This window comes from Lysobacter sp. Soil_N_23 (assembly GCF_057656135.1).
This window is the reverse complement of the sequence record NZ_JBDGKY010000034.1, coordinates 1-19117: the sequence shown is the minus strand read 5'-3', so window position 1 is coordinate 19117 and position 19117 is coordinate 1. Positions and strand designations below refer to the sequence as shown.

Below are 19117 nucleotides of genomic sequence, written 5' to 3'. Positions count from 1 at the left end.
ACGACGCTTCGGCATTTCGTTGCATGGTCTTCGGCGGCCCTCACCCCAACCCCTCTCCCGCAAGCGGGAGAGGGGCTCCCACCGTTCACCGTCATCCCCGCGAAGGCGGGGACCCAGCGACGTTGCTCTCATGACCGTCATTCCCGCGAAGGCGGGAACCCATGGACGTTGCTTCACGGCGAAAAAAGCCCCGGCATTGCCGGGGCGTCGTTTGCTCGGGTGACTGCGATCAGCAATCAGTCCGCTTCGAAGCGATTGGCCGCGACGTTCTTGCGCACCCGCGTCGGATCCCAGATGCGGCCGTTCATGGCGATATAGACGCCCGGCGGCAGCGACTGCACCGCGCCGACCGCGCATCCGACGTTGAACTCCGCATCGGAACCACGGAAGCGGGCCGGGCTCAGCGCGCCGGTCAGCACGATCACCTTGTCGCCCAGGCTCGACAGCACCTTGGCGGTTTCCACCATGGTGTCGGTGCCGTGGGTGATCAGCACGTGGCGCGACGGTTGCGCGGCGATGGTGGCGCGGATCAGCTGGCGGTCCTCGGCGGTGATGTGCAGCGAATCCTTGCGCAGGATCGGGATCACGTTGAACTGGAAGGCCACGCCCAGCTCGCGCAGGATCCCGCCGATCTGCGGCTCGCCGATCTGGTAGTCCGACTTGTCGTCGAAGTAGATCTTGTCGATCGTGCCGCCGGTGGTGACGATGCAGAGCTGATCCATCGTTGATGCGCGCGCTGGGGGAGATGGCGGGATTATACGGTCAGCGCTTGCGGGCGAACCTGGCCCGCAGCCCCGGCAGGCTGCCGGCGAAGACGATCACCAGCGCCAGCACGATCTCGGCGGTCGCGTGGGCACGCTCGGGAGGGCGCGAGTAGGCCACCATCACGCCGTGGCTGAACCAGCCCAGCGCGAACACGCCGGCCCAGAAGCCGGCCTTGCGGTTGTTGCGCAGCGCCGCCACGGCCAGCAGCAGCGGCGGCAGCGCGAACACGACCAGGGCGACCCAGGGCGATGGCTGCGGCGCGAACCAGGCCACGAACACCGCCGCCAGCGCCAGCAACGCGACGATCAACACCCAGCGCGCGCTCATGCGACCACCTTCGCGACCAGCGTCGCCAGGCGCCGGCCGAGCGCACGCGCCAGCTGCGCTTCCTCGTCGCTGGGCTGCGGGTCGTCGCCGCTGCCGGCCACGTGGCTGGCGCCGTACGGCGTGCCGCCGCTGCGGGTGCTGGTCAGTGCCGGCTCGGTGTAGGGAATGCCCATCAATACGCAGCCGTGGTGCAGCAGCGGCACCATCATTGTCAGCAGGGTCGATTCCTGGCCGCCGTGCATGGTGGCGGTGGACGTGAACACCGCTGCCGGCTTGTCCACCAGTGTGCCGCTGGCCCATTCTGCGCCGAGGCCGTCGAACCAATGCTTGACCGGCGCGGCCATGTTGCCGAAGCGGGTGGGGCTGCCGAGCGCGATCCCGGCGCATTCGACCAGATCGCGCGCCTCGACGTACGGCGCGCCGTCCTCGGGCACCGGCGGTGCCGCGGTCTGCGTTACCGCCGCCACCGGCGGCACGGTGCGGATGCGTGCGCCGACGCCCTCGACCTCGCCGATGCCGCGGGCGATATGCCGTGCCAGACGCGCCACCGAACCGCCGCGGCTGTAATAGAGCACCAGAATCTCGGTCATCGCATTGCTTCGTGAGGCGGGCATCCCGTGTGGCGGGAAGGATAGTGGATGTGCGCGCACTGCGGTGGGAGCGGCTTCAGCCGCGAGCTGCAGCATCCCCGTGCTGCCATCGCGGCTGAAGCCGCTCCCACATTGAAGCGGCTCCCACATCGGCTGACCCGTGACCCCGCGCTCCCCGCGCATCGGTTACCCTCCGCCCGATGGAGCCACTGACCACCTTGAACCGCTGGAGCGAGCGCGCGCGTGACCGCGCACGTGCGGGCACCTTCTTCCGCTTCCTCGCCAAGCGCTTCCTCGACGACAACCTGTTCCAGGCCGCCGGCGCGCTGTCCTACACGACCGTGTTCGCGCTGGTGCCGCTGTCGATGGTGGTGTTCGGCGTGCTGTCGGCATTCCCGGTCTTCGCCGAATGGAGCGATCGGCTCAGCGACTACATCTTCTCCAACTTCGTCCCCAGCGCGGCACGTTCGGTCGAGGCCTACCTCAAGCAGTTCTCGGCCAACGCCGGCCAGCTCACGGCCGCCGGCGTGATCGCCCTGGTGGTGTCGCTGCTGATCACCCTCAACGGCGTGGAAACGACGTTCAACCGGATCTGGCGGGTCAAGACCGGGCGGCCGAAGGTGGGGCGATTCCTGGTCTACTGGACCGTGCTGACGCTGGGCGCGCTGATGGCCGCGGCGAGCCTGGCGATCTCGGCGCGCTTTTTCGCCATGTCCGTCTTCGAGACCGAGGCCGGGCACATGCTGCAGAAACTGATGCTGCGCCTGGCGCCGATCGCCATCGAACTGCTCGCCTTCGCCGCGATTTACCGCGTGGTGCCGCATCGCACGATCCAGTGGCGACACGCCATCGCCGGCGCGATGCTGGCGACGTTCGGCTTCGAGTCGGTGAAGTGGGGCATCGGCCTGTACCTGGGCAACTTCGGCTCGTACTCGAAGATCTACGGCACGCTCGCCTTCGTGCCGATCTTCCTGCTGTGGATCTACCTGAGCTGGGTCGCGATCCTGCTCGGCGCGTCGCTGGCCTCGTCGATGTCGGCGTTCCGCTACCAGCCGGCGAGCATGCGCCTGCCGCTGGGGCACGAGATCTACGGTCTGCTGCGGCTGCTGGGTCGCTTCAACGAGGCGCGCAGGACCGGGCGAGGCCTGCACATCGACGACATCGAGCAGCTCGAGCCGATGCTGACCGACGCGCTGGTGCAGCAGATGCTCGCCCAGCTCGACGAGATCAACGTGGTGCGTCGCGCCGAGGACGGCGGGTGGCTGCTGACCCGCGACCTCGACGAACTGACGCTGGCCGAGCTGTACGAAGCCTGCAACCTGCGCATCCCGATCGCCGAGGCGGTGTTGCCGTGCCGCGATGACGCGCTGGGTCGTTCCGCGATATCGGTGCTCGATGAGCTGCGCATCCCGTTGCGCGAGCTGCTCAAGCGCCGCGCGTCCACCATTCATTCCGAAGAGGTCTAGTCCGATGTCGAGCCGCCTGCTTTCCAACCCTGTCTCCGCCCGTGCCAAGGCATGTGCGGCGACGGCCCTGGTCGTGCTGCTCCTGGCCGGTTGCCAGAAGCCGGCACCCGCACCAGAAGCGCAGGCGCCAGCGAAGCCGGAGGCAGCCCCCGCCGCTCCGGCCGAGCCCACCAAGCCGGCGACGCCTTCCGAAACGCCCGAGTTGAAGATCGCCACCGTCGACGGCAAGCCCTACGACCTTTCCGCGCATCGCGGCAAATGGGTCGTGGTCAACTTCTGGGCGACCTGGTGCAAGCCGTGCCTGAAGGAAATGCCCGAGCTGTCCGCACTCGACGCGATGCGCGAGCACATCGAGGTGCTGGGCCTGGCCTACGAGGAAATCGAGCCGGCCGACATGCGCGCCTTCCTGACCAAACACCCGGTGTCGTATCCGATCGCGATCATCGATACCTTCGATCCGCCGGCGGCATTCGAGACCCCGCGCGGGCTGCCGATGACCTACCTGATCGGCCCCGACGGCAAGGTCGCGGACAAGTTCCTCGGCCCGGTCACCGCGCACGACATCGAGGCGGCCATCGCCAAGGCCGGCGGTCCGCAGGCGCAGCCCGCGGACGCCGCGAACAAGTCATGAGCGCCGCGCGCTTCATCGTCAGCGGTCGCGTGCAGGGGGTGTTCTTCCGCGCCTCCACCCGCGATCAGGCAGTTGCCCTGGGCTTGCGCGGTTTCGCCCGCAACCTGTCCGATGGCCGCGTGGAAGTGCTCGCCGCCGGCAACGACGTGGCACTCGATCGGTTGGCCGCCTGGTTGCGACAGGGGCCTGCGATGGCGCAGGTCGACGACCTCGAGCGACTGCCCGCGCTCGACGAGGAAGCGGGCGAAGGCTTCGCCGTCACCTGAAGTCTTTGTCATCCCGAGCGCAGCGAGGGATCTGTTGTCCGCGGCGAAACAACAGGTCCCTCGCTGCGCTCGGGACGACATTCGATTTGCAGCGTTGCCTCAGCGCTTCACGTTCCGGATCGGCCTGATGACGCCGTAGCGCTCCTTCTTCGGCTTGCCGGCCAGGGGCTCGAACACGATCGGCTCCTCGCCGACATGCGTGTCCGGCAGCCGATCGAGCAGGTCGCGGATCAGGGTCAGGCGCCCGCGCTTCTGGTCGTTGAAGTCGACCAGCGTCCACGGCGCATGCCGGGAATGGGTGGCCTTGAGCATGGCCTCGCGCGCACGCGTGTAGGCGTCGTAGCGCTTGCGCGCCTCGAAATCGATCGGCGACAGCTTCCAGCGCTTGAGCGGGTCGTCGAGTCGTTCGAGGAAGCGTTGCTCCTGCTCGTCCTGGTCGCAGCACAGCCAGTACTTGAACAGCAGGATGCCGTCGTCGACCAGGAGCTTCTCGAAGGTCGGGGTCTGGCGCAGGAACGTCTTGACCTGTGCATCCTTGGCAAAGCCCATCACCTGCTCGACGCCGGCGCGGTTGTACCAGCTGCGGTCGAACAGAGCGATCTCGCCGGCCGCGGGAAGGTAGGGCACGTAGCGCTGGAAGTACCACTGCGCGCTTTCGCGTTCGCTCGGCTTGGGCAGCGCGACGATCTGGCACTGGCGCGGATTGAGGTGCTCGGCGATCGCGCTGATCGCGCCGCCCTTGCCGGCGGTGTCACGCCCTTCGAACAGCACCACCAGGCGCGTTCCGTTGTGCTTGAGCCAGCGCGCCATGTTGGCCAGTTCCACCTGCAGCGGCTGCAGCTGGGCTTCGTAGTCCTTGCGCTTGATCTCGGCCATCACTTGCTCCTGCGGCGTCGTTTGGCGCTGTCGGTGCCGGCCATGCTGCGTGCGACTTCGAGCAGGGCGCCTTGCTGGCGGGTGGTAAGGGCACGATAGGCGTTGAGCAGGTCGTGCTCGCCCTGGGTGCGTGCCGGGTCGAGCGTGCTGGCCAGTTCGGCGAGCAATGCGCCGGCCGGGACGCCGAAGGCGCGCGCCAGTGCGTCGAGCTGGTCTTTGCCGGGCATTTTCTCGCCGCGCAGCCAGGCGCTGACGGTGGCGACGCCGGCGCGGGGAATGGCGGTGGCAATGTCGGCCGCGCTCAGGCCGCGGGCCCTGGCGAGCAGTTGCAGGGTGTTGTCCAACGGCATGGTCTGGCTCCGGTGGTTGAACCCGTTGCGCGGGTGTGCGGGTCAGCGTTCCCTGAGGCGCGGTCGCAGGGTGGCCAGGTTGCACGGTCCCGTGCGCGCGTCGAGCTGGTTGCGGATGATCTTTTCCCAGGCGGTGCGGCAGGCCGAGGTGGAGCCGGGCAGGGCGAACACGAACGTGCCGTTGGCCAGGCCTGCGAAGGCGCGCGATTGCACGGTGGACGTGCCGATCTCTTCGAAGCTGATCGCGCGGAACAGTTCGCCGAAGCCGGGCATCTGCTTGTCGAGCAGGGGCAGGAGGGCTTCGGGCGTGGAGTCGCGGCCCGTGAAGCCGGTGCCGCCGGTGACGAGGATGCCGTCGACGCCTTCGTCGGCGATCCATTGCGAGACGATGGCGCGCAGGCGGTAGCGGTCGTCGGGCAGCAGCTGGCGGTCGGCGAGGCGATGGCCGTCGGCGGTGAGCGACTGGACGAGGTAGTCGCCGGAGGTGTCGTCGGCCAGGGTGCGGGAGTCCGAGACGGTCAGCACGCAAAGATTCAGGGGGATGAGGTCGCGTTGTGCAGTCATGGCGGCGAGCCTAACCGATTGCCTGTGTGATGGCAGTGCAGCTTTGTCTCATTGTGTGGGCGTGTCACGGGCTTCGGCATTTCGTTGCATGGTCTTCGGCGGCCCTCACCCCAACCCCTCTCCCGCAAGCGGGAGAGGGGCTAAAGAACACCGTCATCCCCGCGAAGGCGGGGACCCAGCGTCGTTGCATCACACCGTCGAACCCACGAATGCGGAGCCCACCACTCACCGTCATCCCCGCGAAGGCGGGGATCCATGGACGTTGCTTCGCACGATCAAGCGGGCCTTCCGTTACCGGCGCCGAACCATCGAGCGCACCGCCTCGGCAAAATCACGCGCAAATCCGCCCATGTCGAACAGCCCACTCTCGTCACGCCGACGAGCCAGCTCCCCCTTCAGTGCGGCCAGTGCACGCGGATCCCTTGCCAGCGAAACCGCGCGTGCAACAAACGCCGCATCGTCCGCGACATTCATCTCCGTCATGCCCAGGTGATGATTGAGGCTGCCGGCAACGCGCGCCGCAAACGTCTCGCCCGGCCGTGTCAGCACCGGACAACCGGCCCATAGCGCATCGGATGCAGTCGTGTGAGCGTTGTACGGTTCGGTGTCGAGGAACAGGTCGGCGTGCTGCAGGCGGGCCAGGTACTCGGCGTGCGGTTGCTTGGGCATGAACACCAGTCGGGCGGGATCGACTCCCTGCATGCGCGCGACTTCGCCCAGGCGCGCATCGGCATGGCCCGGTCCGGAAAGCAGCCACAGCACGCTCCCGGGGACTTCGCGCAGCACCGCCAACGCGCGCATGACGCTGCGCGGGTTGAGCTTGTAGCTGTTGTTGAAGCAGCACAGCACCACGCCTTCGCCGTTGTCGCCGCGCTCGGGCAGACCGCATTGCGCGCGTGGCGGCGGTGGCGGCAGTGCGCGCGTGGTGTCGGACGGCTGGAAGCAGCGCGGCAGCCAGACCACGTTTTCGCTGAAGTCCTGCGCCATCGATTCCGGCAGCACGAAGCGGTCGGCCAGCACATGGTCGATCCACGGGGCGCCGGACGTGCCCGGGTAGGCCAGCCAGTTCACCTGCACCGGTGCCGGCCGCATCGCCAGCACTTCCGGTGCGCCGCCGCCGCCCCAGCCGCGCAGGTCGAACAGGACCTCGATGCCGGCAGCGCGGATGGCCGTCGCCACCTGTGCGTGCGCGCGCATCGATACATCGTGCAGTGCGTGCGCGGCGGCCTGCAGGCGCCGCCGGATCGGGCTGCCATCGTCGCCGTTGAGCGCGAACAGGTGAACCTCGATGTCCGCCTGCGCCTTGAGTTGTTCGAACATCGCCGCGGTCAGCAGGCCGGTCGGATGCGCGCCGAATCCATTGGACAGGAAGCCGACCCGGATAGGCCCGGCCGTCACGGCTTGCGGCGGTGGCATCGGACGCACTGACGCGGCCACGACGCCGGCGCGAAGGCGTGCGCAGCGCAGTTGTTCCAGGGCGCTGGCGTCCTCGCTCAGGAAGGCGAATGGTTCGACCGATGCACGTGCGCTGTTGACCGCATCGCGGACCTGGCGCGCAAGCGCGTCGAGATCGCGCCAGTCACACAGCTTGCGTCGCCAGGCCAGCAGGTAGGCGGCCAGTTGCGGTTGGTCCGGGGCCAGCGCGTGCGCACGTGCGTAGGCCTGCGATGCGGCCTCGGCCTCGCCGGTGTCTTCCAGCGCATGCCCCAGCCAGACCGCAATGCCGGGATGATCGGGTGCGTTGGCCGCGGCTGCACGCAGGCTGGCGACGGCATCGCTGCGCTGGCCCTGCATCCACTGCGCGCGCCCCAGTCGCGCCAACGCTTCGGGATGGCCGGGCCGCAGTGCAAGTGCACGCTGCGCGGCCATCTCGCCGGCGGCGGCATCGCCGCGGTCGAGTTCATGCTCGGCCAGCAGGATCCAGGCATAGGCATCGCCGGGGTTGTGCTCGAGCGCGCGGCGCAATTCGATGCGCGGATCGTTGTGCACGGATCAGACCAGGGCCAGGTGATAACGAAGCGTGCCGTCGTACAACTGCCAGCCACCGGATTCGTACAGGGCCTGGGCGTTGCGGTTGTCCGGTGTGGTTTCCAGCTCGAGGCGGATCGCGCCGTCATCGCGCGCGAACATCGCCGCGGCCGTCAGCAGCGCCTGCGCCACACCTTGCCTGCGCGCAGCCGGGGCGACATACAGATCGTTGAGGACCCATACCCGCGCAGCACGCACCGACGAGAACGTCGGGTAGAGCTGGGTGAAGCCGACGGCTGCACCGTCGATCATGGCCAGCAGGACGACGGACTGGTCGCGCGCGATGCGCTCGTGCAGGAACCCGCGCGCCAGTGCCGCATCCTGCGGTTGCTCGTAGAACATGCGGTAGGAGTCGAACAGCGGTGCAAGCTGGTCGAGGTCGCTCAGCGTGGCGCGCCTGATCTCAATGGGCATGATCTCGAGGGGCATGGCGGATCCGTCAGCACGAGGTGTGGTCGATTGTAGACAACCATTCCCCACTGGCGCCGGACTCAGGCGTCCTGCGTCAGCCGCGCCAGCTCGTCGGCCTGGTGCTCGTGCTGCAGGCGGTCGACCAGTTCCTGCAGGTCGCCCTCGATCACGTTGGGCAGGTCGTACAGCGTGAGCCCTTCGACACGGTGGTCGGTGATGCGGCCCTGCGGGAAGTTGTAGGTACGGATGCGCTGGCTGCGGTCGCCGCTGCCGACTTGCAGCTTGCGGATCGAGGCCTGCGCGGCGGCGGCCTTGGCCGCCTGCGCTTCGGCCAGGATCGCCGCCAGCCGCTTCATCGCCTTGTCGCGGTTGGCGTGCTGGCTGCGTTCGGTCTGGCTTTCCACGACCACACCGCTGGGCACGTGGGTGATGCGGATCGCCGATTCGGTCTTGTTGACGTGCTGGCCGCCGGCGCCGCTGGAACGGAAGGTGTCGACCTTCAGGTCGGCCGGGTTGATCTCGATCGGCTCGCCTTCGGCCTCGACCGGGATGATCGCCACCGTCGCCGCCGAGGTGTGGATGCGCCCCTGCGACTCGGTTGCCGGCACCCGCTGCACGCGGTGCGTGCCAGATTCGAACTTCAGGCGCGAATACGCGCCGCGTCCCTCGACGCGAGCGATGACTTCCTTGAAGCCGCCGTGCTCGCCGGGACTGCTGGATTCGACCTCCACCTTCCAGCCCTGGCGCTCGGCGTAGCGGGCGTACATGCGGAACAGGTCGCCGGCGAAGATCGCCGCTTCGTCGCCACCGGTGCCGGCGCGCACTTCCAGATAGATGTCGCCGTCGTCGCGCGGGTCCTTCGGCACCAGGTGGGCGAGCAGCTCGCTTTCGAGCTGCTGCAGTCGCGCGTGGGCGGCGGCGATTTCCTCCTCCGCCAACTCGGCCAGTTCCGGATCGCTGCGCATGCCCTCGGCTGCGGCAAGGTCGCGCCTGGCCTGCGCCTCGGCGGACAGTGCACGGGCCACCGGCTCGAGCTGGGAGAATTCGCGCGAGAACTTGCGGAAGCGCTCGGCATCGCCGATGACGCCCGGGTCGGACAACAGCCGCTCGAGTTCTTCGCGGCGTTCGACGAGGGCTTCGAGCTTGCGGCGCAGGGTGGGGGTCATGGGCGAACCGGGTGTGGAGGAAGTGGGCAGGCGGTGCAGCGGCCGGGACGGTCGCTAGCCTTCGCGCTGCTCGTTCTTCTCCGCACCGGATTCTTCGTTCTCGGGGAACAGCTTCTCGGCAGCGCGTGCCAGTTCGACGTTTCCGGTCATCGCCGCTTCGCGCAGCGCCACCGTCGGCGCATGCAGCAGGCGGTTGGTCAGGGTATGGGCGAGGAAGTTCAGCACGTCCTGCGGGTCCTGGCCGGCGGCCAGTTGCTGTTGCGCCCTGGCCAGCACATCGGCCTTGGCCGACTCGCCGTGCGCGCGCAGGCGCTTGAGCGGCGCGGTGCGGGTGCTGGCGGCGATGGTCTCGGTGAAGCGCGCCACCTGCATCTCGACGATGGCCTCGGCTTCGGTCGCCGCTTCGCGACGGCTGCGCCGGTTGTCCTCGATCGCCCGTTCCAGGTCGTCGACGGTGTACAGAAACACGTCCTTGAGCTCGGCGACATCGGCGGCGATGTCGCGCGGCACGGCCAGGTCGAGCAGCAGCATCGGCCGGTGCCGGCGCGTCGCCAGCGCCGCGGCGACATTGGCCTTGCGCAGGATCGGATCGCGGCTGGCCGTGGCCGAAATGACCACGTCGGCCTCGCCCAGGTGCTTGTCGAGCTCGCTCAGCGGCAGGGCGACGCCGCCGTGGCGGGTGGCCAGTTCCTGCGCATGGGCCAGCGTGCGGTTGGCCACCAGCAGGCGTTTCGCGCGCGCCTGCACGAGATGGCGCGCGGCCAACTCGATGGTTTCGCCGGCGCCGATCAGCAGCACGGTCGAATCCTCGAGGCGGGCGAAGGATTCCTGCGCCAGTCGGACGGCAGCCGAGGCCACCGAAACCGGGTTGGCGCCGATGCGGGTATCGGTACGCGCCCGTTTGGCGGTGGTGAAGGCGTGCTGGAACAGGCGGTCGAGCTGGTTGCCCAGGCTGCCGGCACTGCGCGCACTGGCCCAGGCGTCCTTCACTTGGCCGAGGATCTGCGGCTCGCCCAGGACCAGCGAATCCAGCCCGGTGGCGACGCGGAACAGGTGGCGGACCGCATCGGCATCACGATGGCGGTAGAGGTAGGCGTGCAGAGCCTGCCCCGCACTCGATGCGGGGTCGCCGACTTCGTCCGGGTGCGTGGCCAGCCAGTCGGCCAGTGCCTGGCCGTCGTCGTCGGCCACGGCATACAGTTCGGTGCGGTTGCAGGTCGACAGCAGTGCGACTTCGCTGACCTGCGGCAAGGCGCGCAGCGCATCGAGCGCTGCCGGCACGGTATCGGCCGAGAACGCGACACGCTCGCGCAGGCTGACCGGCGCGGTCTGGTGGTTGATGCCTAGTACGAACAAACTCATTTCAACGCGCCGGACTTCGCCGACTGGGGCCTCTTCCGTTCAGGTGCTTGCGATAAGCTGCTGGCTACCGCGGAGGCCGACATTCTACCGGCCCCGTCCCGTCCAGGTTGATCTGCAGGCTTGATCGATGCCCGTTGCCTTGCGCTCGCTCCTTCTTCTAGCCGTCGCGCCCATTCTTGCCGCCCTGCTGGCTGCCGAACCGCTGGCAGCCGCGGAGAAAGTGGCAAAGGCCGGCCCCGTCACCGACCCCACCGAGGCCTCGCTCGAGCCGCTGCTGGCCGGCGAGTTCGCCCTGCAGTCGGGGCGGCTGGACGAGGCCGCCAAGTCCTACCTGGACGCCGCCCGCGCCGCCGACGATGTCGCCCTGGCCGAGCGCGCGACCCGCATCGCCCTGCTCGCCAAGGACGACAAGCGTGCCGCCGAGGCTCTGGCGCTGTGGCGCCGGCAGGGCGGCGAAGGCCTGAACCTGGCGGCGGCCGAAGCCGTCCTGGCGATCCGCCGCGGCGACGACCGCGCCGCCCACAAATACCTCAAGCAGTTGCTGCAGGCGCCCGGCGACAGCGGCTGGCGCCAGGCGCTGGGCGTGCTCAGCGGCGGTGCGCGCGACCCGAAGCAGTCGGCGCGTCTGCTCGAGCGGCTGGTCAAGGACGGCAGCATCCCCAACAAGTTGCCGGCGTGGCTGGCTTTCGGCGGGCTGGCACAGGGACTGGAACAGCCCGAGCTGGTCGAGCGCATCGTCGCCGAAGTGGTCGAGCGCTTCCCGGGCGAGGCCCGGGTCGGTCTCCTGCGCGCCAGCCAGCTGCGCGAGGCAGGCAAGGAAGACGAGGCCCGCAAGCTGCTCGCATCGCTGTCGGAGCAGGCCGGTGATGACCGCGATCTGCGCCGCGCCATCGCCGACGAATACCATCGCATGGGCGATTACCAGGCGGCCGAAGCGGTGCTGGCCAAGGGGCCGCAGGACGATCAGACCTATGCACTGCGCGCCGCGCTGCTGGCCCAGAACGAGGACAAGCAGTCGTTGACGTGGCTGTACGAAGAACTGCGTGCCAGCGCGTCCAGGCCCGACCCGCAGCGGCGGCTGCTGCTGGGCCAGATGGCCGAGTTCCTCGACCGCTTCGACGAAGCGTTGGAGTGGTACGGCGGCGTGCCAGGTGGCGAACAGCGCTGGACGGCACGCCTGCGCAGCGCCAACGTGCTGCACGAGCTCGACCGCGACGGCGAGGCCTACAAGCTGCTGCGCGACCTGCAGGCCGATGCCGCCGCCGACGACGAATCGCGTCGCGATGCCTATCTGCTGGAGGCGGCGCTGCACGAGAAGGACAAGGACCAGCCCGGCGAACTCGACGCCTACGCGCGCGGCCTGGCGGCATTCCCCGACGATCCGGAAGTGCTCTATGCGCGCGCCCTGAGCTGGGAGCGTCACGACGACATCCCGCGCGCCGAAGCCGACCTGCGCAAGATCCTGGTGGCCGAGCCGGACAACGTCGCCGCGCTCAATGCGCTGGGCTACACCCTGGCCGACCGCACCACGCGCTACCAGGAAGCACTGCAGCTGATCGAGCGCGCGCGCACCGCCGAACCCGACAATCCCGCCATCGTCGACAGCTACGGGTGGGTGCTCTATCGACTCGGCCGCAACGAGGAGGCGCTGACCGAACTGCGGCGCGCCCTGACCCTGCAGAAGGACGCCGAGATCGCCGCGCACCTGGCGGAGGTGTTGTGGGTGACCGGGCGCAAGGACGAAGCGCGAAAGTACTTCGATCAGTCGCGCAAGATCGACCCGGACAACCGCTCGCTCAAGCGCGCGCTGGAGAAGACCGGCGCATGAAGATCAGCGCATGAAAACCAGCCATTCGCTGTGCCTGGTCGCGTTGTGCGTGACAGTGCTGGCCGGCTGCGTATCGAGCCCGACCCGCACCCCGGCGGTGCCCGTCGATCCGGTCCAGGCGCAGGCCAACGACCAGCGCCGGAGTGAGGTCGGCGAGTGGACCCTGTCGGGCCGCATTGCCGTCTCCAACGGCAAGCAGGGCGGCAGTGGCCGCATCGACTGGCAACAAATGCGGGGCAGCTACACGATCTCGCTGGGCGCCCCGGTCACCCGCCAGAGCTGGCGTCTGAGCGGCGACGCCGCCGGCGCGCGCCTGGAGGGGGTCGAAGGCGGGCCGCGCGAGGGCGCGGATGTCGAATCCATGCTGCAGGCCACCACCGGCTGGGACGTCCCCGTGCGCGCGCTGTCGGACTGGGTGCGCGGCATCGGTGCGGCCACTTCCGAGTACGGGCCGGCGAAGATCGAATACGGCGCAGGCAACCTGCCGTCGCGCCTGCAGCAGGCAGGCTGGGTGATCGAATACCAGGGCTGGCAACCGGCCGCCGATGGCCCGGTCATGCCGGCCCGGCTGGTGGCCACGCGTGGCCAGGCCAAGGTCCGCCTGATCGTCGATCAGTGGTCGCTCGGCGCGGGGCAATGAGTTCGGCGATGCCTGGAACGAGTGGCGAAACTGCCGGCAAGACGGGCTGGTCGCTGTGGCCGGCCCCGGCCAAGCTGAACCTGTTCCTGCGTATCACCGGTCGTCGAGACGATGGCTACCATCTCCTGCAGACCGTATTCCGGCTGCTCGACTGGGGCGACTCGATCCGGCTACGGGTCCGCAACGACGGCCAGATCCGCCGCCACGGCGCCAGCGCGCCGGGCGTGGCCGAGGCCGACGATCTCGCGGTCCGGGCTGCAAACTTGTTGCAATCAGAGTCAAATATCCCGCATGGTGCCGACATCGTCGTCGAAAAGCGCATTCCATCGGGCGGCGGTTTCGGCGGCGGCTCGTCCGACGCCGCGACCGTCCTGGTCGCCCTCGACGCGCTTTGGGGCACTGCCCTCGGCGAGGACCGGCTGGCCGCCCTGGGCCTGCAGCTCGGCGCCGACGTGCCGGTGTTCGTCCGCGGCCACAACGCCTGGGCCGAAGGGGTGGGGGAGAAGCTCGCCCCGATCGATCTTCCGCCGGCCTGGTACGTCCTGGCAGACCCCGGCGTGCATGCGCCGACCGCGGCGTTGTTCCGTGCCCCTGAATTGACGCGTGATGCCGCGCCCGCGACAATAGCGGACTTCGTTTCGGGTGTGCCGCTCGGGAATGCGTTCGAGCCGGTATTGCGTGTGCGCGAACCCGCCGTAGAGGCGGTGTTTGCAGCACTTTCGCAGATCGGTTCGCCGCGCCTGACCGGGTCCGGCAGCGGCTGTTTCGTCGAATTCGCATCACGCGAGGACGCCGAAGCGGCACTGGTGGCACTACCGCAGGGTCTTCGGGCCTGGCTGGCAACGGGAGCCTCGCGCTCACCGCTGCTGGAAGCGCGAAGCAGGTGGGAAGGAGCGGGGACCGAGTAGCAGCCGCATCAGGCTCCGGCTCTTTCCTGCTGCAGTCCGCTGGTACCTCATGCAGGGGCGTCGCCAAGAGGCCCAAGGCACCAGGTTTTGATCCTGGCATTCGTAGGTTCGAATCCTACCGCCCCTGCCAATTCATTGCGGATCGTCCCGGCGTTTTTAGTGAAGCACGACCGGTGCGGACGCCCCCGGATAACCGCCACGGTCAGAGCGAAGCGGAGAGCACTGTGCATAACGATCGGAACCTGCTGATTTTCAGCGGCAATGCCAACCGCCCGCTGGCTGATGCGGTGTGCAAGGAGCTGGGCATCCGCCTGGGCAAGGCACTCGTCAGCCGTTTCTCGGACGGCGAGGTGCAGGTCGAGATCGAAGAGAACGTGCGCCGGCAGGAAGTGTTCGTGATCCAGCCGACGAACGCGCCGACGGCCGAAAACTTCATGGAACTGCTGGTGCTGGTGGACGCGCTCAAGCGCGCCTCGGTGGCCAGCGTGACCGCGGTGGTGCCGTACTTCGGTTACGCCCGCCAGGATCGCCGCCCGCGCTCCTCGCGCGTGCCGATCACCGCCAAGGTCGCGGCCAAGATGTTCAGCGCGGTCGGTACCGATCGCGTGCTCACGGTCGACCTGCACGCCGACCAGATCCAGGGTTTCTTCGATATCCCGGTCGACAACGTGTATGCCTCGCCCCTGCTGCTCGCCGACATCTGGCGCGCGCACGGCACCGACAACATGGTGGTGGTCTCGCCTGACGTGGGCGGCGTGGTCCGCGCCCGCGCGATCGCCAAGCGCCTCGACGACGCCGACCTGGCGATCATCGACAAGCGCCGCCCGCGCGCCAACGTCTCCACGGTGATGAACATCATCGGCGACGTCGAAGGCAAGACCTGCGTCCTGGTCGACGACATCGTCGACACCGCCGGCACGCTGTGCGCCGCCGCCGCTGCCCTCAAGCAGCGCGGCGCGGTCAAGGTCGCCGCCTACTGCACCCACCCGGTGCTGTCGGGCGCGGCGATCGACAACGTGACCAAGTCGCAGCTCGACGAGCTGGTGGTGACCGACACCATCCGCCTGTCGGACGCGGCCAAGGCCTGCAACAAGATCCGCCAGCTCAGCGTTGCCGAGCTGCTGGCTGAAACGATCCGCCGCGTTGCCTTCGGCGAATCGGTCAGCTCGTTGTATGTGGATTAGTTCGTAAAGCGGGAACAGGGAACGGGGAACAGGGAACGGGTGGTCGTGGTTCCTGGCCGGTTTCGGGTTTCAGCTGGTTTCAAGGCGGTTTCGAGTGTGCGTGGTCGAGGTTGCGGCGCTGCTGCATTCCCTGTTCCCCGTTCCCCGTTCCCGCTTCATCGGCTCTTCTGGTCGCGGAAGAGTCTCCAATCGCCGCGAGGCGACCCAACGCAGTAAAAGTGAGTAACTCAAATGTCTGAACACATCCTCAAGGCCACTGGCCGCAGCGTCGAAGGGAAGGGTGCGAGCCGCCGTCTTCGTCATGCCGCCAGCATCCCGGCCATCGTCTACGGCGGCAAGGCCGCGCCGCAGCCCATCCAGCTCGACCACGAGAAGACCTGGCTGGCCCAGCAGAACGAGTGGTTCTACTCCTCGATCCTGACCCTCGAGATCGACGGCAAGGCCGAGCCGGTCCTGCTGCGTGACATGCAGCGCCATCCGTTCAAGCAGATCATCATGCACCTGGACTTCCAGCGCGTTGATCTGAACCAGGCGCTGAAGGCTTCCGTGCCGCTGCACTTCCTCAACCAGGAAGGCTCGCCGGCCGGCAAGGCCGCCGACGTGGTCATCACCCACGAGCTCAACGAAGTCACCGTCAGCTGCCTGCCCAAGGACCTGCCGGAGTTCATCGAAGTCGACCTGGCCAAGCTGGCCGTCGGCGACGTGATCCACCTGTCGGACCTCAAGCTGCCCAAGGGCATCGAGCTGCCGGAACTGAAGCTGGGCAAGGAACACGACGTTGCCGTCGTGATGGCCAAGCACGGTCGCGTCGAGACCGAGGAAACCTCGGAAGAGACCCCGGCCGAAGTGCCGGCGACCAAGGCCGCCAAGAAGGACGAGAAGTAATCACGTCCCGTGCGCCTGCCCGCAGCCGCGGGCAGGCCACTGCGTGAGAGTCTCTGATGGCTGCCGGTCTGCGCCTCATAGTCGGTCTGGGAAATCCCGGAGCCGAACACCTCCGGACCCGGCACAACGCCGGGTTCTGGTTTGTGGACGCCCTGGCTTCACGCCTGGGCGGCCGCTTTGGTCTGGAATCCAAGCTGTTCGGCGAGACCTGCAAGGTCGACATCGCCGGCCAGCCGGTCTGGCTGCTCAAGCCGGCCACCTACATGAACCTGTCCGGCAAGTCGGTTGCCGCGGCCCTGCGCTACTGGAAGATCGATCCGGAGCAGATGCTCATCGCCCACGATGAGCTGGACCTCGATGCCGGCGTCGCCCGCCTCAAGTTCGAGGGCGGCCATGGCGGCCAGAACGGCCTGCGCGACATCAGCCAGCTGCTCGGCCACGGCAAGTACCATCGGCTGCGCATCGGCATCGGCCATCCCGGGCACAAGGATCGCGTCACCTCCTGGGTGCTGGGCCGTCCCGGCAGCGCCGACGAGGCGATGATCCTGCGCGCCATCGGCGATGCCCAGGACGTATTGCCCCTGGCGGTCAGCGGCGACTTCAACGAGGCCATGAAGCGGCTGCATACGCCAAAAGGGCGGGAATAGGGAACAGGGAACAGGGAGAGAGACCCTGCCACTGCTCCTTGTTGCCGGCCGAGTGACGGTCTTCGCCCCTCAGTCCTGCCGTCGCAGGCTATTCCCCGTTCCCCGTTCCCCGTTCCCGCTTCACTATTCCAGAGATACCAACCATGGGCATCAAATGCGGCATCGTCGGCCTGCCTAACGTCGGCAAGTCGACCCTCTTCAACGCCCTGACCAAGGCCGGCATCGCGGCGGCCAACTTTCCGTTCTGCACGATCGAACCCAACGTCGGCGTGGTGCCGGTGCCCGACCCGCGCATGAACGCGCTGGCGGAGATCGTCAAGCCGCAGAAGTGCATCCCGACCGCGGTCGAGTTCGTCGACATCGCCGGCCTGGTGGCCGGCGCGGCCAGCGGCGAGGGCCTGGGCAACAAGTTCCTGGCCCACATCCGCGAGGTCGACGCGATCACCCACGTGGTGCGCTGCTTCGAGAACACCGACGTCATCCACGTCAACAACAAGGTCGACCCGATCGCCGACATCGAGACGATCGATACCGAGCTGGCCCTGGCCGACCTGGAGTCCGTGGAAAAGGCCCTGCAGCGCGCCGAGCGCACCGCCAAGACCGGCGACAAGGACGCCAAGATCCGCGTCGAGGTGCTGGGCCGGGTCCGCGCCGGACTGGATTCGGGCAAGCCGGCGCGCGCGCTGGGCCTGTCGGAAGACGACCGCCTGCAGCTGCGCGACCTGTTCCTGCTGACCCTCAAGCCGGTCATGTACGTCGCCAACGTCCTCGAGGACGGTTTCCACGACAACCCGCACCTGGACGCCGTGCGCGCGCGCGCGGTGGGCGAGGGCGCCGAGGTGGTGCCGGTGTGCGCGGCGATCGAGGAGGAGCTCAGCCAGCTCGAGGACGCCGACCGCGATGCCTTCCTGACCGACCTCGGCCTCGACGAGCCCGGCCTGAACCGGGTCATCCGCGCCGCCTACAAGCTGCTGGGCCTGCAGACCTACTTCACTGCCGGCGTGAAGGAAGTCCGCGCCTGGACGGTGAAGGCCGGCTCGACCGCGCCGCAGGCCGCCGCGGTGATCCACACCGACTTCGAAAAGGGCTTCATCCGCGCCGAAACCATCGCGTATGACGACTTCATCAAGTACAAGGGTGAGTCCGGTGCCCGCGATGCCGGTCGCCTGCGCCTGGAAGGCAAGGAGTACCGCGTCCAGGAGGGCGACGTGCTGCATTTCCGCTTCAACGTCTGAGTGTCCCGTCCGCTTGCCTGGCGGTTTGCGGACACCGTTCTGATGAGTTTTTGCCGCTATTTGCCGATATGGTGAAAATAGATGTGTAAACATCGTTGACAACCCCGCCGACCGGTCCCAAAATTGCGGGCTCTTTTGGAGGGATACCCAAGCGGCCAACGGGGGCAGACTGTAAATCTGCTGGCTTACGCCTTCGGTGGTTCGAATCCACCTCCCTCCACCAGCTTCATCCGGTCGCAAGGCCAGCAGCGGTAAGCAGTACCAGGCAACAAACCGGTGGCATTACCAACCATCGGCGCAGTACCCAAGCAGGTAGGTTCCGGCGCGGGAGTAGTTCAACGGTAGAACCTCAGCCTTCCAAGCTGATGGTGCGGGTTCGATTCCCGTCTCCCGCTCCATTGAACGCCGCGACGTCCCACCTGCTAGGCACAATCTGCTCACGTAGCTCAGTCGGTAGAGCACCTCCTTGGTAAGGAGGAGGTCGAAGGTTCGATTCCTTTCGTGAGCACCACTACAAGCGATCCACCAACGCAATTCCGTCCTACAAGCGAGAGTCGACTGTCATGGCCAAGGGTAAGTTTGAGCGCACCAAGCCGCACGTGAACGTGGGCACGATCGGTCACGTCGACCACGGCAAGACGACGCTGACGGCGGCACTGACGAAGGTGGGCGCGGAGCGTTTCGGTGGCGAGTTCAAGGCGTACGACGCGATCGACGCGGCGCCGGAAGAGAAGGCACGCGGCATCACGATCTCGACGGCACACGTCGAGTACGAGAGCCCGAACCGCCACTACGCGCACGTGGACTGCCCGGGCCACGCCGACTACGTGAAGAACATGATCACGGGTGCGGCGCAGATGGACGGCGCGATCCTGGTGTGCTCGGCCGCTGACGGCCCGATGCCGCAGACGCGCGAGCACATCCTGCTGTCGCGCCAGGTCGGCGTGCCGTACATCGTGGTGTTCCTGAACAAGGCCGACATGGTCGA

21 protein-coding genes and 4 tRNA genes are annotated in these 19117 nt (G+C 67.8%); 15 read left to right on the top strand and 10 right to left on the bottom strand.

What is annotated here, in order from left to right; all coding sequences use genetic code 11:
• Positions 1-236: 236 nt before the first annotated feature.
• Genes AC3A3X_RS17300 through wrbA form a run of 3 tightly spaced genes read right to left on the bottom strand, consistent with a single transcriptional unit; the run spans position 237 to position 1682 of the window.
• On the bottom strand, positions 237-722 hold the full coding sequence (locus AC3A3X_RS17300) for an asparaginase domain-containing protein (RefSeq protein ID WP_487584234.1): 486 nt from the start codon (positions 720-722) through the stop codon (positions 237-239).
• 40 nt (positions 723-762) lie between these two features.
• A complete protein-coding gene (locus AC3A3X_RS17295; RefSeq protein WP_487584233.1) occupies positions 763-1092 on the bottom strand; it encodes a DUF2069 domain-containing protein in 330 nt (109 codons plus the stop codon).
• Positions 1089-1682, bottom strand: a complete 594-nt coding sequence (gene wrbA / locus AC3A3X_RS17290; RefSeq protein ID WP_487584232.1) for an NAD(P)H:quinone oxidoreductase — start codon at positions 1680-1682, stop codon at positions 1089-1091. Before wrbA ends, AC3A3X_RS17295 begins: the two co-directional genes overlap by 4 nt.
• Before the next feature lie 200 nt (positions 1683-1882).
• Here wrbA and AC3A3X_RS17285 point away from each other — a divergent pair, with 200 nt between their 5' ends.
• The 3 genes from AC3A3X_RS17285 to AC3A3X_RS17275 are packed head-to-tail and all read left to right on the top strand — an operon-like array spanning position 1883 to position 4045.
• Entirely contained in the window at positions 1883-3148 is a 1266-nt protein-coding gene (locus AC3A3X_RS17285) for a YihY family inner membrane protein (protein WP_487584231.1), read from the top strand.
• Positions 3149-3152: 4 nt separating this feature from the next.
• Positions 3153-3779, top strand: coding sequence for a TlpA family protein disulfide reductase (locus AC3A3X_RS17280; protein ID WP_487584230.1), 627 nt, complete (start codon positions 3153-3155; stop codon positions 3777-3779).
• Entirely contained in the window at positions 3776-4045 is a 270-nt protein-coding gene (locus AC3A3X_RS17275; protein ID WP_487584229.1) for an acylphosphatase, read from the top strand. Before AC3A3X_RS17280 ends, AC3A3X_RS17275 begins: the two co-directional genes overlap by 4 nt.
• A 99-nt stretch (positions 4046-4144) precedes the next feature.
• On the opposite strand, the gene ppk2 is transcribed toward AC3A3X_RS17275, so the two are convergent.
• From ppk2 to hemA, 7 genes are all read right to left on the bottom strand, one after another.
• Positions 4145-4921, bottom strand: a complete 777-nt coding sequence (gene ppk2 / locus AC3A3X_RS17270; protein WP_487584228.1) for a polyphosphate kinase 2 — start codon at positions 4919-4921, stop codon at positions 4145-4147.
• Positions 4921-5271 (bottom strand): helix-turn-helix domain-containing protein, encoded by a 351-nt coding sequence (locus AC3A3X_RS17265; protein WP_487584227.1) that lies wholly within the window; start codon positions 5269-5271, stop codon positions 4921-4923. The genes ppk2 and AC3A3X_RS17265 overlap by 1 nt, the downstream gene beginning before the upstream one ends.
• 42 nt (positions 5272-5313) lie before the next feature.
• Positions 5314-5835, bottom strand: coding sequence for a molybdenum cofactor biosynthesis protein B (moaB, locus tag AC3A3X_RS17260; protein WP_487584226.1), 522 nt, complete (start codon positions 5833-5835; stop codon positions 5314-5316).
• 291 nt (positions 5836-6126) lie between these two features.
• The gene (locus AC3A3X_RS17255; protein WP_487584225.1) at positions 6127-7824 is read right to left on the bottom strand and encodes an O-linked N-acetylglucosamine transferase, SPINDLY family protein; all 1698 of its coding nucleotides are present in this window, start codon (positions 7822-7824) and stop codon (positions 6127-6129) included.
• A 3-nt stretch (positions 7825-7827) separates the two neighbouring features.
• Positions 7828-8277 carry an N-acetyltransferase family protein gene (locus tag AC3A3X_RS17250; RefSeq protein WP_487584235.1) on the bottom strand — a complete coding sequence of 150 codons (450 nt, stop codon included), beginning with the start codon at positions 8275-8277 and terminating at the stop codon, positions 7828-7830.
• Positions 8278-8354: 77 nt separating this feature from the next.
• Positions 8355-9440 (bottom strand): peptide chain release factor 1, encoded by a 1086-nt coding sequence (gene prfA, locus AC3A3X_RS17245; RefSeq protein WP_487584224.1) that lies wholly within the window; start codon positions 9438-9440, stop codon positions 8355-8357.
• Positions 9441-9494: 54 nt separating this feature from the next.
• Positions 9495-10802, bottom strand: a complete 1308-nt coding sequence (hemA, locus tag AC3A3X_RS17240; RefSeq protein ID WP_487584223.1) for a glutamyl-tRNA reductase — start codon at positions 10800-10802, stop codon at positions 9495-9497.
• A 127-nt stretch (positions 10803-10929) separates the two neighbouring features.
• Here hemA and AC3A3X_RS17235 point away from each other — a divergent pair, with 127 nt between their 5' ends.
• The 12 genes from AC3A3X_RS17235 to AC3A3X_RS17180 all read left to right on the top strand — a co-directional run.
• A complete protein-coding gene (locus tag AC3A3X_RS17235; RefSeq protein WP_487584222.1) occupies positions 10930-12630 on the top strand; it encodes a tetratricopeptide repeat protein in 1701 nt (566 codons plus the stop codon).
• 10 nt (positions 12631-12640) lie between these two features.
• Complete coding sequence (gene lolB, locus AC3A3X_RS17230) at positions 12641-13270, top strand: lipoprotein insertase outer membrane protein LolB (RefSeq protein WP_487584221.1); 630 nt, start codon at positions 12641-12643, stop codon at positions 13268-13270.
• Entirely contained in the window at positions 13267-14178 is a 912-nt protein-coding gene (ispE, locus tag AC3A3X_RS17225; protein WP_487584220.1) for a 4-(cytidine 5'-diphospho)-2-C-methyl-D-erythritol kinase, read from the top strand. Before lolB ends, ispE begins: the two co-directional genes overlap by 4 nt.
• A 53-nt stretch (positions 14179-14231) precedes the next feature.
• Positions 14232-14308 (top strand) — tRNA-Gln (locus AC3A3X_RS17220).
• A 94-nt stretch (positions 14309-14402) separates the two neighbouring features.
• Positions 14403-15362 carry a ribose-phosphate diphosphokinase gene (locus AC3A3X_RS17215; protein ID WP_487584219.1) on the top strand — a complete coding sequence of 320 codons (960 nt, stop codon included), beginning with the start codon at positions 14403-14405 and terminating at the stop codon, positions 15360-15362.
• Positions 15363-15593: 231 nt separating this feature from the next.
• Positions 15594-16247 carry a 50S ribosomal protein L25/general stress protein Ctc gene (locus AC3A3X_RS17210; RefSeq protein WP_487584218.1) on the top strand — a complete coding sequence of 218 codons (654 nt, stop codon included), beginning with the start codon at positions 15594-15596 and terminating at the stop codon, positions 16245-16247.
• Positions 16248-16303: 56 nt separating this feature from the next.
• Positions 16304-16894 (top strand): aminoacyl-tRNA hydrolase, encoded by a 591-nt coding sequence (gene pth, locus AC3A3X_RS17205; protein WP_487584217.1) that lies wholly within the window; start codon positions 16304-16306, stop codon positions 16892-16894.
• A gap of 143 nt (positions 16895-17037) precedes the next feature.
• On the top strand, positions 17038-18129 hold the full coding sequence (gene ychF, locus AC3A3X_RS17200) for a redox-regulated ATPase YchF (RefSeq protein WP_487584216.1): 1092 nt from the start codon (positions 17038-17040) through the stop codon (positions 18127-18129).
• 137 nt (positions 18130-18266) lie between these two features.
• Positions 18267-18352 (top strand) — tRNA-Tyr (locus AC3A3X_RS17195).
• Positions 18353-18453: 101 nt separating this feature from the next.
• Positions 18454-18527: transfer RNA gene (locus AC3A3X_RS17190), tRNA-Gly, on the top strand.
• Between the two features lie 37 nt (positions 18528-18564).
• Positions 18565-18640: transfer RNA gene (locus tag AC3A3X_RS17185), tRNA-Thr, on the top strand.
• Between the two features lie 52 nt (positions 18641-18692).
• Positions 18693-19117, top strand: a 425-nt coding sequence (locus tag AC3A3X_RS17180) for a GTP-binding protein (RefSeq protein ID WP_487584215.1), incomplete at its 3' end; no start/stop codon positions are given.

Excerpts from the sequence above, each read along its gene's own strand:
- AC3A3X_RS17275 (WP_487584229.1), top strand. The coding sequence starts at position 3,776 with ATGAGCGCCGCGCGCTTCATCGTCAGCGGTCGCGTGCAGGGGGTGTTC.
- AC3A3X_RS17285 (WP_487584231.1), top strand. The coding sequence starts at position 1,883 with ATGGAGCCACTGACCACCTTGAACCGCTGGAGCGAGCGCGCGCGTGAC.
- AC3A3X_RS17235 (WP_487584222.1), top strand. The coding sequence starts at position 10,930 with ATGCCCGTTGCCTTGCGCTCGCTCCTTCTTCTAGCCGTCGCGCCCATT.
- AC3A3X_RS17280 (WP_487584230.1), top strand. The coding sequence starts at position 3,153 with ATGTCGAGCCGCCTGCTTTCCAACCCTGTCTCCGCCCGTGCCAAGGCA.
- pth (WP_487584217.1), top strand. The coding sequence starts at position 16,304 with ATGGCTGCCGGTCTGCGCCTCATAGTCGGTCTGGGAAATCCCGGAGCC.
- hemA (WP_487584223.1), bottom strand. The coding sequence starts at position 10,802 with ATGAGTTTGTTCGTACTAGGCATCAACCACCAGACCGCGCCGGTCAGC.
- prfA (WP_487584224.1), bottom strand. The coding sequence starts at position 9,440 with ATGACCCCCACCCTGCGCCGCAAGCTCGAAGCCCTCGTCGAACGCCGC.
- moaB (WP_487584226.1), bottom strand. The coding sequence starts at position 5,835 with ATGACTGCACAACGCGACCTCATCCCCCTGAATCTTTGCGTGCTGACC.
- ychF (WP_487584216.1), top strand. The coding sequence starts at position 17,038 with ATGGGCATCAAATGCGGCATCGTCGGCCTGCCTAACGTCGGCAAGTCG.
- wrbA (WP_487584232.1), bottom strand. The coding sequence starts at position 1,682 with ATGACCGAGATTCTGGTGCTCTATTACAGCCGCGGCGGTTCGGTGGCG.
- AC3A3X_RS17300 (WP_487584234.1), bottom strand. The coding sequence starts at position 722 with ATGGATCAGCTCTGCATCGTCACCACCGGCGGCACGATCGACAAGATC.
- ispE (WP_487584220.1), top strand. The coding sequence starts at position 13,267 with ATGAGTTCGGCGATGCCTGGAACGAGTGGCGAAACTGCCGGCAAGACG.
- AC3A3X_RS17250 (WP_487584235.1), bottom strand. The coding sequence starts at position 8,277 with ATGCCCATTGAGATCAGGCGCGCCACGCTGAGCGACCTCGACCAGCTT.
- AC3A3X_RS17210 (WP_487584218.1), top strand. The coding sequence starts at position 15,594 with ATGTCTGAACACATCCTCAAGGCCACTGGCCGCAGCGTCGAAGGGAAG.
- AC3A3X_RS17295 (WP_487584233.1), bottom strand. The coding sequence starts at position 1,092 with ATGAGCGCGCGCTGGGTGTTGATCGTCGCGTTGCTGGCGCTGGCGGCG.
- ppk2 (WP_487584228.1), bottom strand. The coding sequence starts at position 4,921 with ATGGCCGAGATCAAGCGCAAGGACTACGAAGCCCAGCTGCAGCCGCTG.
- AC3A3X_RS17265 (WP_487584227.1), bottom strand. The coding sequence starts at position 5,271 with ATGCCGTTGGACAACACCCTGCAACTGCTCGCCAGGGCCCGCGGCCTG.
- lolB (WP_487584221.1), top strand. The coding sequence starts at position 12,641 with ATGAAAACCAGCCATTCGCTGTGCCTGGTCGCGTTGTGCGTGACAGTG.